The sequence below is a fragment of the Streptomyces sp. UC4497 genome (genome assembly GCF_054871485.1).
The window spans coordinates 113,990-127,842 of sequence record NZ_JBTYHB010000002.1; the positions used below are offsets into that span (position 1 = coordinate 113,990).

Sequence of the window (13,853 nt, forward strand, 5' to 3'; positions counted from 1 at the left end):
GGTTACTTCGTCTCCTCGGTGGTGGTGGGGCGGGTGTGGCTGACGGCGGGCTCGTTGCCGCCGAGAAGCAGGTAGAGAACGGCCATCCGCGTGTGCACGCCGTTGGCGACCTGCTCGATGACCGTGCAGCGGTCGGAGTCGGCGACCTCGGCGGTGATCTCCATGCCGCGGACCATCGGGCCCGGGTGCATCACGATGGAGTGCTCGGGCATCCGCGCCATGCGGTCGCCGTCGAGCCCGTAGCGGCGGGAGTACTCGCGCTCGGTCGGGAAGAACGCGGCGTTCATCCGCTCCCGCTGCACGCGCAGCATCATCACCGCGTCGGACTTGGTGAGCGTGGAGTCCAGGTCGTACGACACCTCGCACGGCCAGGTCTCGACGCCGACCGGCACCAGGGTGGGCGGCGCGACGAGGGTGACCTCGGCACCGAGCGTGTGCAGCAGGTCGACGTTCGAACGGGCGACACGGCTGTGCAGCACGTCGCCGACGATCGTGACGCGCTTGCCGTCGAGGCCCTGGCCGATGCCGGCGTCGGGGCCGATGAGGCGGCGGCGCATCGTGAAGGCGTCGAGCAGCGCCTGCGTGGGGTGCTGGTGGGTGCCGTCACCGGCGTTGATGACGGGGGCGTCGATCCAGCCGGAGGTCGCGAGCCGGTACGGGGCGCCGGACGCGCCGTGCCGGATGACGACGGCGTCGACGCCCATGGCCTCGAGAGTCTGGGCGGTGTCCTTGAGGGACTCCCCCTTGGAGACGCTCGACCCCTTGGCGGCGAAGTTGATGACGTCGGCGGACAGGCGCTTCTCGGCGGCCTCGAACGAGATCCGCGTACGCGTCGAGTCCTCGAAGAACAGGTTGCAGATGGTCCGGCCGCGCAGCGCGGGCAGCTTCTTGATGGGCCGGTCGGCGACGCGCGCCATCTCCTCGGCGGTGTCGAGGATGTGCACGGCATCGTCGCGGGAGAGGTCGGCGGCCGAGATGAGGTGTCGCATCATCTGGGGTGCTCCGTAAGGCAGTTCAGGAGATTCAGGACATACGGGCGCGCGAGGGCACACCTGTCGGGCCGTACGCGGGCGCGCGCACGGCAGGAAGGGGTGCTACTGCTCGGCCGCCTGGGCGTCCGGCTTGGCACCGAGCAGCACGGCGTCGCGGCCGTCCTCCTCGGCGAGCTGGACCTTGACCGTCTCCCGCAGCGACGTGGGGAGGTTCTTGCCGACGTAGTCGGCACGGATGGGGAGTTCGCGGTGGCCGCGGTCGACGAGGACGGCGAGCTGCACGGCACGCGGGCGCCCGATGTCGTTCAGGGCGTCGAGGGCGGCGCGGATGGTGCGGCCGGAGAAGAGCACGTCGTCGACGAGGACGACGAGGCGGCCGTCGATGCCGTCACCCGGGATCTCGGTGCGGGCGAGCGCGCGCGGCGGGTGCATGCGCAGGTCGTCGCGGTACATCGTGATGTCGAGCGAGCCGACGGGGATGGCGCGGCCGGTGATCTCTTCGAGCTTCTCGGCCAGGCGGCGGGCGAGGAAGACGCCTCGCGTGGGAATGCCCAGGAGAACCACGTCCTCGGCGCCCTTGGCGCGCTCGACGATCTCATGGGCGATACGGGTCAGTACCCGCGCGATGTCAGGGCCTTCGAGTACCGGCCGGGCATCGGACTGCTGCGTGTCCATACGAAACGGACCCCCTTCTCCGCCTCACGGGACGGACCTTAAAGGACGTCGGATTTGCGTCGTCAACACTACCAGCCTCCACAACATCGCTGATCACCCGCCTGGAGGTGCGAGAGCGCGGAATTCACGAGAAGGTCGGTACGGACCATTCGGCTTGACGCGGCCAAGTAACGCTGCGTAACCTCACAGTGAGTTACAGCCACGCGGCGCAGCCGCTTAGTGATGCAGTGTCCGGGGAGCTATATGTCCAGCGAATACGCCAAACAGCTCGGGGCGAAGCTCCGCGCGATCCGTACCCAGCAGGGCCTTTCCCTCCACGGTGTCGAGGAGAAGTCCCAGGGACGCTGGAAGGCGGTCGTGGTGGGGTCGTACGAGCGCGGCGACCGTGCCGTGACCGTGCAGCGTCTCGCCGAACTGGCGGACTTCTACGGCGTGCCGGTGCAGGAACTGTTGCCGGGCACCACCCCGGGTGGCGCCGCCGAGCCGCCGCCGAAGCTGCGCCTCGACCTGGAGCGTCTGGCCCACGTGCCGCCGGAGAAGGCGGGCCCGCTGCAGCGTTACGCCGCCACGATCCAGTCGCAGCGCGGTGACTACAACGGCAAGGTGCTGTCGATCCGCCAGGACGACCTGCGCACCCTCGCCGTCATCTACGACCAGTCGCCCTCGGTCCTGACCGAGCAGCTGATCAGCTGGGGCGTGCTCGACGCGGACGCGCGTCGCGCGGTGGCGCACGACGACGTCTGATTCGGCCAGGAGCCGCAGAAACGTCACAGCCCTGAGGGGGCGGAGCGATTGGGCTCCGTCCCCTCAGGCGTTTCCGGGACCGGGTTCGCTCCCTTAAGCAGGTGTAGCCCGGCCCGGTTCGTTCCCTCAGGTCCGGAACAGGCGCCCGATCACCTCGGGCAGCAGGCGCGCGCTCAGCCTCGGCGGGAGCTCCTGGAGTACCGCGAGCACGGGCGCCATCCGTTCCGGCAGCCGGCCGCCCTCGCCCACCCCGGCGAGCGCGAGCGCGATCTCGACCTCCTCCGAGGTCAGCGCGTCCGGATCCAGCGTGGCCGCGGCCTCGACGACCTCGGGATCCACCCGAACGGGCCCCAGCTCACGGGCCCGTTCCACCGCTTTCTCCAGCTCGGCAAGCAACATCCGCGCCGTCTCCTGTTGCGCGACCGCCGCGGTCACCGTCAGATGCAGCGTGGCCGGCGAGGACCCGAACGCCGGCTGCGGCTGCAGATACCAGCCGCTCCCCCGCAGCTCGTCCGCCACCACGAAGACATCGATGTCCGGGTCGTCGGAGGCCACCGCGATCAGGGACGCCTCGGGCCGCGCGGCGAGCCGCAGACCACCGATCCGTTCGACACCGTCAGCGAGCGCGCGGGTCGTCCGGTGTACGCGCGTCGACAGCACCGCGTAACCTTCGGCGCCGACGCGCTCCGTCACCGCCCAGGCCGCCGCGAGGGGCCCGGCCGACTTGGTGCCCTGGAGCGTGGAGTTGACCACGGGGTAGCCGGGCCAGGCGGCGTGCGCGAACCAGCCGTGGCGGCGCAGCCCCGCGTCGCGGAACAGGAGCAGCGAGGCGCCCTTCGCCGTGTACGCGTATTTGTGCAGGTCGACGGAGAGCGACGTCACGCCGGGGACGGTCAGGTCGAACTCCGGGACGGCCGGTACGTCCTCCCCCTGTCGCGCGGCATGCCGCAGATGCCCCAGGTACCACCCGCCGATGCACGCGTCGACGTGGCACAGCACCCCGCGCCGCTCCGCCTCGCGCGCCACCTCGACGACCGAATCGATGACCCCGTGCGCGTACGAGGGGGCGGAGACGACGACCAGGGCGGTGCGGTCGGAGATCGCCGCGGCCATGTCGGCCGGGCGCACCTTGAAGGTGTCCGGGTCGACGGGGACGCTCACCACGCGCAGGCCGAAGAGCTCGGCGGCCTTGTGGAAGGCGGCGTGCGCCGTCTCCGGCAGCACGAGTTCGGGCTCGGTCACCCCGCGCTCCTTGCGGGCGTACTGACGCGCGGTCAGGACGGCGAGCAGGCAGCTCTCGGTGCCGCCGCTGGTGAACGTGCCGGCGCTGCCGCCGAGCAGTGCGGTGCCGCGCCGCACCAGGTCGTTCTCCAGCTCCACGACGCTCGGGAACGCCGTCATGTCGAGCCCGTTGACCCCGGCGAAGGCGGCCTGCGCGGCGTTCGCGAGTTCGTCGAGGCCTTCGAGCCCGGAGTCGTAGACGTACGCCATGGTGCGCCCGCCGTGCACGGGCAGGTCGCCCGCGCGCAGTGCGGTCAGCCGCGCCAGGATCGGGTCGTCGGTCGTCATGCGGACTCCTCGTCTCGCTGGGTGGGCTCTGGGTGCTCGCCCGGCGCGAAGGACTCGTCGAAGTCGGTTCGCAGGCGGAGCAGTTCGGACTCGGTGAGGCGGTACCTGGCCAGCAGCGGAAGGCTGAACGCGAGCAGCAGGGCGGGCAGCGCGCCGAAGCCGATGACGATCGCGGTCAGCGCCGAGCCGGGCTGCGCGACACGGTCGGTGGCATCGGACGAGACGAACCCGCCCAGGGCGAGGACCAGCCCGAACAGGCCGGGGCCCAGGGCGAGTCCGAGCGTCTCACCGGCGGTCCACAGTCCGGTGAAGACTCCGGCCCTGCGCCGCCCGCTGGTGTAGGCGTCGGCGGCGATCGCGTCGCCGAGCATCGCGAGCGGCAGCATCTGCATGCCCGCGTACCCGATGCCCGCCACGGCCACGGCTACGTAGACCAGCGCCGCCGGCAGTTCGCGTCCCGCGGCGGCGCCGAGCGCCCCCAGCAGGAAGCACACGGAGGCCCCGACTGCCGCGTTCCGCTTGCCCGTTCGGCGTCCCATGGCCAGCCACAGGGGCATCGCGAGGAGCGACGGCACGATGAGGCAGGCGAACAGCACGGTGGTGGCGCCCGGCCGACCGAGGATGTACGTCGCGAAGTACTGGGTGCCGGCGAGCATCAGGCCGGACGCGGCGGCCTGCACGACGTACGCGCCGAACAGCCAGCCGAAGGGCGCATTGCCCCGGGCGGCGCGCAGCTGCGCGCGCAGGCTCGACTCGCTGGTTGTACGTATGACGTCCGCTGGTGCTGGTGTGGCGTCACGCGTTGTACGTATGACGTTCCGCGTACTACGTATAACGCTGGGCGCTCCCGCCGTAGCGAGCACGGCGGCCAGCATGCCCACGGCGAGCAGCCCGCCGATCACCACGCCCATCAGGCGGTACCCGCCCGCGCTCCCCCGGTCGTCGCCGGTGGCGCCCGCGAGGACCGGGGCGAGGGAGCCGGACAGCAGGATGGCCACGGCGAGGAAGGCGACCCGCCAGGCCATGACGCGGGCCCGCTCGTCCGGATCCGCCGTCAGTTCCGCGGGCAGGGCGACGTACGGGACCTGGAAGCAGGCGTACGCGGAGGCGCTGAGCAGGAACAGGACGGCCACATACGCGGCGGCGGGCCCGCCTTCGAGGCCGGCGGGCGCCGCGAACATGCCCGCGAAACAGACCGGCAGAGTGAGCGCGCCGAGCAGCATCCAGGAGCGGCGCGGGCCCAGGCGCGAGCGGGTGCTGCGGTCGGAGCGGCCGCCGACCCACGGGTTGAGCAGCACGTCCCACGCCTTGGGCAGGAAGACGAGCAGTCCGGCCAGACCGGCCGCGACGCCGAGCACATCGGTCAGGTAGTACAGCAGCAACAGGCCCGGGACGGTACCGAAGGTGCCGGTGGCGAGGGAGCCGAGCCCGTAGCCGATGCGCACGCGCGCGGGGAGGGAGTCCGGGCCTGTCGGTGACATGACCAGAACCTAGTGAAGATCCCCGGAAACGCACCAGGCCCGGAGCAGAACATTGTTCATGTTCTGCTCCGGGCCCGCGGAACGGTGCTGCGCTCGGCGGCGGGGCTCAGGCCTCGTCGCGGCGCAGGGACGGCTTCAGGTCCTTGAAGCGACCCAACAGTCCGTTGATGAACGCCGGTGACTCGTCGGTGGAGAACTCCTTGGCCAGCTGCACGGCCTCGTCGATCACCACGGCGTCCGGGGTCCCGTCGACCCAGACCAGCTCATAGGCGCCGAGCCGCACGATGTTGCGGTCGACGACCGGCATCCGGTCAAGGGTCCACCCGACGGAGTACTGCGAGATGAGCTCGTCGATCCGGGACGCCTGCTTGGCGTATCCCTCGACCAGCTCCATCGTGTACTCGCTGACCGGGGGCTGCCGCGTGTCACTGCGGGAGTGCCGGATCCAGTCCGCGAGAACCGTCAGGACGTCGGCGCCGCGCTGGTCTGCCTCGAAGAGGATCTGAAAGGCGCGCTTGCGGGCCGTATTACGGGCAGCCACGGTTAGCTGTTCACCCGGCCGAGGTAGTCGCTGGAGCGGGTGTCGACCTTGATCTTCTCGCCCTGGGTGACGAAGAGCGGCACCTGGATCTGGTGGCCGGTCTCCAGGATGGCGGGCTTGGTGCCGCCGGTGGAGCGGTCGCCCTGGACGCCCGGCTCGGTCTCCTTGATGACCAGCTCGACGGCGGCCGGCAGCTCGACGAAGAGCACCTCGCCCTCGTGCTGGGCGACCGTGGCCTCGAAGCCCTCGATCAGGAAGTTGGCGGCGTCGCCGACGGCCTTGCGGTCGACGTGCAGCTGGTCGTACGTCTGCATGTCCATGAAGACGAAGTAGTCGCCGTCCATGTACGAGAACTGCATGTCGCGCTTGTCAATGGTGGCCGTGTCGACCTTGACGCCGGCGTTGAACGTCTTGTCGACGACCTTGCCGGAGAGCACGTTCTTGAGCTTGGTGCGCACGAAGGCAGGGCCCTTGCCGGGCTTGACGTGCTGGAACTCGACGACGGACCAGAGCTGGCCCCCGTCGAGCTTGAGCACCAGGCCGTTCTTGAGGTCGTTCGTGGAAGCCACGGTTGCGGAATCTCCTGGACTGACGTGGACGACCCAGGGGCACGCGAGCAGCCTTTGCGGGCTAGAGCGCGAGCAGCTCCTTGGTCGTGATGGTGAGTAGCTCGGGTCCGCCGTCCGCCTCTGGGCGGACGACGAGCGTGTCATCGATCCGGACGCCGCCCCGACCCGGGAGGTGGACCCCCGGCTCGACGGTGACCGGCACACAAGTGTCCAGTTTACCCATGGCTGCGGGGGCCAACTGCGGGTCCTCGTCGATTTCGAGTCCCACACCGTGTCCGGTCAGCGGCGCGAGCCCGTCACCATACCCTGCCGCGTCGAGGACGTGGCGGGCGGCCCGGTCCACTTCGCGGCACTCGACGCCCGGCGCCAGGCTCTCGCGGGCGGCCCGCTGGGCGGCGAAGACGAGGTCGTACAGCTCGATCTGCCAGTCCGCGGGCGAGGTTCCGATGACGAACGTACGGCCGATCTCGCAGCGGTAGCCGCGGTACGTCGCGCCCAGGCACACGGAGAGGAAATCACCCTCCTCGACCCGGCGGTCGGTGGGCCGGTGGGCCACGCGCCCCGAGTTCGGGCCCGTGCCCACGGAGGTGGGGAAGGCGGCGCCGTCGGCGCCATGATCGACAAGTCGACGTTCCAGTTCGAGGGCGAGGTGCCGCTCCGTTCGGCCGACGAGGATGGATTCGAGCAGCTCACCGAGCGCCTGGTCGGCGATCTCTGCCGCTATCCGCAGACAGGAGATCTCGTCCTCGTCCTTGACGAGGCGGAGCTGCTCGACCCCGCTGTTGAGGTCGAGCAGGCGGAGGCGGGGGGCCACGGAGCCGAGCGCGCGGTGCCGGGCCACGGTCAGGTGGTGCTCCTCGACGGCGAGCGAGTCGGCCCCGCGGGCAGCGGCCACGTCCGCGGCGGCGACGGCCGGATCCCCGGCGGGCACGTCCAGGACCTGCACGCGCAGCGCCTCGTCCATCCGCCCGTCGACGGGTTCGTCGCCGGGCGCTCGCGCGCACAGCAGGAGGTCGTCGCCGCCGCCGAGGTCCCGGCCCAGCAGGAGGACGGCGCCGTTCGGTGCCGTTCCCGCCAGATAGCGGACGTTGGCGGGCCGCGAGACGAGGGCGGCCGCGCTGCCGCCCGCCGTAGCGCGCTCTCTGAGCCGGTCCCGTCGGGCCGCGTACACCTCTGCCATGACGCGAGCGTACGAGCGGGCCCGGGCGACGGCCGTCCAAGCGCGTCCGGACGGGTCCCTCCGGGGGTGGGGCGGGTGGGCTTGTGCCGGGGGCGCGGGGCGGGTGGTGCGCGGGGCGTGGGGGTTTGCCGGGGGCGGGGCCCGCATCATGCGGGTGCGGTGCCGGGGGGGGCAGGCCCCAACGGTGGGTACGGAATCGGGGTATCGGGCCTTGTCGAGGCGGGCGCGCCTGATGGGCGCGGGGGCAGGGGCCGGCCTTGCCCGGGCGGGACCGCACGATCGGCGCGAGGGCAGGGACTGGCCGTGCCCGGGCGGGACCGCACGATGGGTGTGCGGCACGGGGGCCCTGCCGGGGAGCGCGTTCGCCTGACCGGTGCGAGGTACCGCGGGTTGGAGCCTTGCCGGGGGCCGCTCCTGCCTGGTTGGTGCGCGGCAACGTGGTTCGGACATTGCTGGGGTTCGCGGCTACCCGACCCGGGCACGGCGTCGGGGCTTGGGCGCCTTACCGGGACAACGTCTGCCGCTCTCATTGCACGGCTCCGCACCACCCCCGGACCTGACCTGCGCCGGTCCCCGCTCATCTCCCGCCCACCCGCCCCCTCCGGGGGGCTTCGGCCCGCCCGGGGGCCGGCCGCGGTGCCGGGGCCCGGCTCGTGACAGGTACGGGCCCCGGGCCCGGGCTCCCTCAGGCTTGGCGTCTGCCGTGACGCGTGGGCAGCGCCGAGCACGGAGCTTCACCGGTACCGACGCGCCACTGGACCGGGGCACGGCTCCACACCTCTCCGGCTGCACCGAATCCCGGCCATACCTCATCTCCCCGCCACCACCGGGGGCTTCGGCCCACCCGGGCCCGGCCCACCGCGTCGGGGCCTACATCGTGACGGGAGTGGGCCCCGGGCCCGGCTCTCTCAGGGGTGGCGTCTGCCGTGATGCCTGCGCAGCACCGAGGGACCGAACTTCGCCGCGACCGGCACACCCCTGGGCCGGCCCACGGCACCACACCACCCCCGGCTGCGCCAATGCCCGCTCATCTCCCACCACCCGCCCCATCCGGGGGCTTCCAGCCCACCCGGGGCCTAGCCCGCTGCGCTGGGGCCGGGGCCTCCGTGTTCGTTGCGCGGCACCGGGCGCCGCCTTGCCCACCCTGCCGCCCCAGGCGGCAGATTGCCCAAGGCGCGTGCGGCCGACCGCAACGGGGGGGGGGAGCCGTGGTGGCCGCATCACCCAACGCAGTTGCAGCCCACCACCACCGGAGGGAACCGTAGTCGCCGCCCCCCAAGGCAGTTGCGGCCCACCACCACGGGTGGGGAGCCGTGGCTGGCGGCGGATTACCCAAGGCGGTGGCGGCCGACCGCCGGGGTGGGGAGCCGTGATGCCCGCGGATTGCACGAGGCGGGGGGCGACGTCAACCGCGAATGGGTGGGGAGCCGTGCTCGGCGGCGGATAGCCCAGGGCGGGTGCGGTCCCCGTCGGACCGACGTCCCCGGAGGGGCGGGTGGGCAGGACAGAGGAGGGAGCCGGGCCATTGCCTGCGCGTGGGCGGGACAACTCAAGCCCAGCCCCGGGACGAGACTCGCGAGGTCCGGGGCAGAACCCCAGGGCGCAGACCGATCGACCGCAACAGGCAGAAACCGGGCCAGCGGGCGGGATTGCCCACGCCACGGACGACACCCCGTGGGGCCGATGCCCCCGGAGGGGGCGGGTGGGTGGGAGATGGGCGGAGGGAACCGGCACGGGGCACCGCAGAGCCTCGTCACCCGGAAGGAACCGGCACGGGACGCCGCAGGCCCTCGCCACCGGCACGGGACACCGCAGAGCCTCGTCACCCGGAGGGAACCGGCACGGGACGCCCCAAGCCCCCGTCGACCGGAGGGAACCGGCACGGGACGCCCCAAGCCCTCGTCCGCCGGAGAAAACCGCCACGCGGGCACCGCAGACCCCTCCCCGCAGAGCCCACCGCTATCAAGCCCACCGCCCCCGTAGGCAGCCCCGACGACCCAGCCAACCCGCCTGGCCCGCAGAACCCACCCGCCCCACCGGGGGGCCTACCACTTCGGTGGGCTCGTGATCGCTCGGGCCAGGACGTCGTCCAGGACCCGCGCCGTGCCGGGCACGTCGAGCTGGGAGTTGTCGATGATCGGGAGGCCCGAGCCGTACCAGCCCGCCATCCGCCCGTGGATCCGGGCGACCTCCTCGTCGGTGAGACGCCGGTTGCCGCTGCGCCGGGAGTTGCGCTCCAGGACGATCTCCAGGCCGGGCAGGAGGACCACCGGAAGCAGCCCAGGCCCGACGTGCCGCTTCCAGCCGCCGAGCCCGACCACCGGCCGGTCCGGGAACACCGCATCGTCGAGGATGCAGGAGATTCCATTCGCCAAAAAGTTGCGCGCGGCGAACCCACAGGTGCGGCGGGCCAGCCGGTACTGCGCCTCGCTGTTGTCGTTCCAGCCGCTCTGCGGGTCCGCGAAGCCCGAGCGCACCCATTCCCGTACGTCGTCGAGACTGATGTGAGCCGTCGGGACCCGCCGGCTCTCCGCCCAGTGCTTCGCGACGCTCGTCTTGCCCGCACCCGCGGGACCGATGAGCAGCACGGCGAGCGTCGTCGAGGTCGCGTCGGCAGGCGCCTGCGCGGGCGGCGGACTCGGCACCGCGACGGGAGCGCCGGTCGGGAGCTGCACATGGCCGGTGGTCTCACGCGGCGGCTGCGGCGGCTGCTGCGGCGGATGCGCGGCCTGTGGCGGTGGCGGGGCGGGGGCCTGCGGCGCCTGGATGTGCGGCGGTTGGGCGGGCGGGTGGTGCGGCGGCGCTCCGCTGAAGCCCGGGAGGCCGGGCGGCTGCGGTGCGTGACTCGCCTGCGGCAAGGGGCCGGCCGGCATGTGCTCCGGCCGGTGGGGCGGCGGCAGCGGAGACCCCCCTGCTTGCTGCATCCGGTGCCACTCCATCTCGTACGACGGTCACTAGGGTCTGTCCGGCGGATCATGTCGCGGTCGCGGGCCCTGGCACGCACATCTGCGGCGTTGTCCTCAATCGCCATCGCTCCGCGATGCCTCAATCGTCCGCCTTGCAGCTGCACGCACCAACCCCCGCTCACCGGCACCGATCGATGACGGCCGCCCGGAAGCGACCTGATCCGCCGGACAGACCCTAGGGCGCCGGCGAACGGGGCGCCACTGAAAGGTACCGTCCCCGGCCGCCGTTGTGTGAACGGCCGGGGAGGTCATGACGTGCCCGAACGTGAACGGACCGCCCTATTCCGCCACTTCGCCGTACGCGGCGAGCAGCACGGCGGGGTCGGGCCCCTCCAGGACGGTGGGCCTGCCGAGGCCGTCGAGGACGATGAAGCGCAGCAGGTCCCCGCGGGACTTCTTGTCGACCTTCATCGTTTCGAGGAGCTTGGGCCACTGGTCGTAGCGGTAGGTCAGCGGGAGACCCACCGACTCCAGGACCGTGCGGTGGCGGTCCGCCGTCGCGTCGTCCAACCGGCCTGCCAGGCGGCCGAGTTCGGCGGCGAAGAGCATGCCGACGGAGACGGCCGCGCCGTGCCGCCACTTGTAGCGCTCGTTCTTCTCGATGGCGTGCGCCAGCGTGTGCCCGTAATTGAGGATCTCGCGCAGGCCCGACTCCTTGAGGTCGGAGGAGACGACCTCGGCCTTGACCCGGATGGCGCGCTCGATCAGCTCGGCGGTGTGCTTGCCCGTGGGCGTACGGGCCGACTCCGGGTCCTCCTCGACGAGTTCGAGGATCTTCTCGTCGGCGATGAAGCCGGCCTTGATGACCTCGGCGAGGCCGGACACGAAGTCGTGCACCGGGAGGGAGTCGAGGGCGGCCAGGTCGCACAGGACGCCGGCCGGCGGGTGGAAGGCGCCCACCAGGTTCTTGCCCTCGGCCGTGTTGATGCCGGTCTTGCCGCCGACCGCCGCGTCAACCATGGCAAGCACGGTCGTCGGGATGGCGATCCAGCGCACGCCACGCAGCCACGTCGCGGCCACGAAACCGGCGAGGTCCGTGGTCGCGCCGCCGCCGACGCCGACGACGACGTCGGAGCGCGTGAAGTTGGACTGCCCGAGGGCCTTCCAGCAGTACGCGGCGACCTCGGCGGTCTTCGCCTCCTCCGCGTTCGGCACCTGGATGGCGATGGCCTCGAAGCCCTGGTCGGCCAGGTCGCCGCGGAGCGCCTCGCCGGTCTCGGCGAGCGCCTCCGGGTGCACGATGGCGACGCGCTTGACCTTGTCGCCGATCAACGAGCCCAGTTCACCCAGGAGTTGACGCCCCACCAGGACCTCGTACGGGTCCGTGCCGGCGGTGCCGCCGACGTGGATACGGGTCACATCCTCGCTCATGCCTGCTTCAACTCCAGTGCGTCGAGGACCGCTTCGGCGACCTCTTCGGGGGTGCGGCCGTCGGTGGCCACGACCACCTGGGCGACCTCGGTGTACAGATGCCGGCGCGCCTCCATCAACTCCCGCCACTGCTTGCGGGGGTTGATGGCGAGCAGCGGCCTGGCCGCGTTCAGACCGGTCCGCTTGGCCGCCTCCTCGACGTCCATCGAGAGATAGACGACGGTCGGGTGGGCGGCGAGCAGGGCGCGGGTGTCGGCGTCGAGGATCGCGCCGCCGCCGAGCGAGAGCACGCCCTCGTGGTCGGCGAGCGCGGCCGCCACGGAGGCCTTCTCAAGGGCTCGGAAGTGCTCCTCGCCCTCGTCGACGAAGATCTCCGCGATGGTGCGGCCCTGTGCGGTGACGATGTCGTCGTCGGTGTCCCGGTAGGCGCAGCCGAGCCGCTCGGCGAGCAGCGCGCCCACCGTCGACTTGCCGACCCCCATCGGTCCGACGAGGACGACCTGCGGGCCGCTCACCGGATCTGGAGGTTGTCGAGGTACGACGTGACGTTGCGCCGGGTCTCCGGCACGCTGTCGCCGCCGAACTTCTCCGCGACGGCGTCCGCGAGGACGAGCGCGACCATGGCCTCGGCGACGATGCCGGCGGCCGGCACGGCGGAGACGTCGGAGCGCTGGTGGTGGGCCTGCGTGGCCTCACCGGTGGAGACGTCCACGGTCTTGAGGGCGCGCGGCACGGTCGCGATCGGCTTCATCGCGGCGCGCACGCGCAGCAGCTCGCCGGTGGACAGGCCGCCCTCGGTGCCGCCCGCGTGGCCGGTGACGCGGCGGATGCCGTCGTCCGTCTTCACGATCTCGTCGTGGGCCTGCGAACCGGGCACGCGCGCGAGTTCGAAGCCGTCGCCGATCTCGACGCCCTTGATGGCCTGGATGCCCATGAGCGCACCGGCCAGACGGGCGTCCAGCTTGCGGTCCCAGTGCACGTGCGAGCCGAGGCCCACCGGCACGTCGTAGGCGAGGACCTCGACGACACCGCCGAGGGTGTCGCCGTCCTTGTGGGCCTGGTCGACCTCGGCCACCATCTGCTTCGACGCGTCGGCGTCCAGGCAGCGCAGCGGGTCGGCGTCCAGCTTCTCGACGTCGGCCGGGGTCGGGTAGACGCCCTGCGGGGCCTTCACCGAGCACAGCTCGACGACGTGGCTGACGATCTCGATGCCGGCCGTCTCCTTGAGGTACGACCGGGCGACCGCGCCGAGCGCGACCCGGGCGGCCGTCTCGCGGGCGGAGGCGCGCTCCAGGATCGGACGGGCCTCGTCGAAGCCGTACTTCTGCATGCCCGCGAGGTCGGCGTGGCCGGGGCGCGGGCGGGTCAGCGGCGCGTTGCGCGCCATGTCCTTGAGGATCTCCGGGTCGACCGGGTCACCGGACATGACCTGTTCCCACTTGGGCCACTCGGTGTTGCCGACCATGATCGCGACCGGGGAGCCGAGGGTGAGTCCGTGCCGGACGCCACCGAGGAAGGTGACCTCGTCGCGCTCGAATTTCATCCGCGCGCCGCGGCCATAGCCGAGGCGCCGCCGGGCCAGGTGGTCCGCCACCATCTCCGTGGTGATCGGAACGCCGGCGGGAAGTCCCTCCAGCGTCGCGACGAGTGCGGGGCCGTGCGACTCCCCCGCGGTCAGCCAGCGCAACCTGCTCAACGGTGCTCCTCATGCTCGCGCTCTGTGTATGGGAACGATCCTCCCATGCCCGCAGAGCCCGACGTTTCC

General features: G+C 72.0%; 12 protein-coding genes. 1 reads left to right on the plus strand and 11 read right to left on the minus strand.

Annotated elements, in window-relative coordinates; translation table 11 throughout:
• Positions 1 to 2: 2 nt before the first annotated feature.
• Entirely contained in the window at positions 3 to 992 is a 990-nt protein-coding gene (locus tag ACYSUO_RS03210) for an aspartate carbamoyltransferase catalytic subunit (RefSeq protein ID WP_461774457.1), read from the minus strand.
• A gap of 102 nt (positions 993 to 1,094) precedes the next feature.
• The gene (gene pyrR / locus ACYSUO_RS03215; RefSeq protein WP_266721807.1) at positions 1,095 to 1,667 is read right to left on the minus strand and encodes a bifunctional pyr operon transcriptional regulator/uracil phosphoribosyltransferase PyrR; all 573 of its coding nucleotides are present in this window, start codon (positions 1,665 to 1,667) and stop codon (positions 1,095 to 1,097) included.
• Between the two features lie 243 nt (positions 1,668 to 1,910).
• On the opposite strand from pyrR, the gene bldD reads away from it, so the two are divergent.
• A complete protein-coding gene (bldD, locus tag ACYSUO_RS03220) occupies positions 1,911 to 2,411 on the plus strand; it encodes a transcriptional regulator BldD (RefSeq protein ID WP_266721805.1) in 501 nt (166 codons plus the stop codon).
• 126 nt (positions 2,412 to 2,537) lie between these two features.
• On the opposite strand, the gene ACYSUO_RS03225 is transcribed toward bldD, so the two are convergent.
• The 9 genes from ACYSUO_RS03225 to aroC form a co-directional block, all read right to left on the minus strand.
• Complete coding sequence (locus tag ACYSUO_RS03225) at positions 2,538 to 3,980, minus strand: pyridoxal phosphate-dependent decarboxylase family protein (protein ID WP_461774458.1); 1,443 nt, start codon at positions 3,978 to 3,980, stop codon at positions 2,538 to 2,540.
• Complete coding sequence (locus ACYSUO_RS03230; protein WP_461774459.1) at positions 3,977 to 5,461, minus strand: MFS transporter; 1,485 nt, start codon at positions 5,459 to 5,461, stop codon at positions 3,977 to 3,979. The genes ACYSUO_RS03225 and ACYSUO_RS03230 overlap by 4 nt, the downstream gene beginning before the upstream one ends.
• A 106-nt stretch (positions 5,462 to 5,567) precedes the next feature.
• Positions 5,568 to 6,002, minus strand: coding sequence for a transcription antitermination factor NusB (nusB, locus tag ACYSUO_RS03235; protein ID WP_461774460.1), 435 nt, complete (start codon positions 6,000 to 6,002; stop codon positions 5,568 to 5,570).
• Positions 6,003 to 6,004: 2 nt separating this feature from the next.
• Positions 6,005 to 6,571 (minus strand): elongation factor P, encoded by a 567-nt coding sequence (gene efp / locus ACYSUO_RS03240; protein ID WP_385763064.1) that lies wholly within the window; start codon positions 6,569 to 6,571, stop codon positions 6,005 to 6,007.
• Between the two features lie 61 nt (positions 6,572 to 6,632).
• A complete protein-coding gene (locus ACYSUO_RS03245; protein ID WP_461774461.1) occupies positions 6,633 to 7,751 on the minus strand; it encodes a M24 family metallopeptidase in 1,119 nt (372 codons plus the stop codon).
• A 2,045-nt stretch (positions 7,752 to 9,796) separates the two neighbouring features.
• The gene (locus tag ACYSUO_RS03250; RefSeq protein ID WP_461774462.1) at positions 9,797 to 10,675 is read right to left on the minus strand and encodes an AAA family ATPase; all 879 of its coding nucleotides are present in this window, start codon (positions 10,673 to 10,675) and stop codon (positions 9,797 to 9,799) included.
• 321 nt (positions 10,676 to 10,996) lie between these two features.
• The gene (gene aroB / locus ACYSUO_RS03255; protein ID WP_461774463.1) at positions 10,997 to 12,088 is read right to left on the minus strand and encodes a 3-dehydroquinate synthase; all 1,092 of its coding nucleotides are present in this window, start codon (positions 12,086 to 12,088) and stop codon (positions 10,997 to 10,999) included.
• On the minus strand, positions 12,085 to 12,603 hold the full coding sequence (locus ACYSUO_RS03260; protein WP_461774464.1) for a shikimate kinase: 519 nt from the start codon (positions 12,601 to 12,603) through the stop codon (positions 12,085 to 12,087). The genes aroB and ACYSUO_RS03260 overlap by 4 nt, the downstream gene beginning before the upstream one ends.
• Positions 12,600 to 13,784 carry a chorismate synthase gene (gene aroC / locus ACYSUO_RS03265; protein ID WP_461774465.1) on the minus strand — a complete coding sequence of 395 codons (1,185 nt, stop codon included), beginning with the start codon at positions 13,782 to 13,784 and terminating at the stop codon, positions 12,600 to 12,602. Before aroC ends, ACYSUO_RS03260 begins: the two co-directional genes overlap by 4 nt.
• Positions 13,785 to 13,853: the final 69 nt, after the last annotated feature.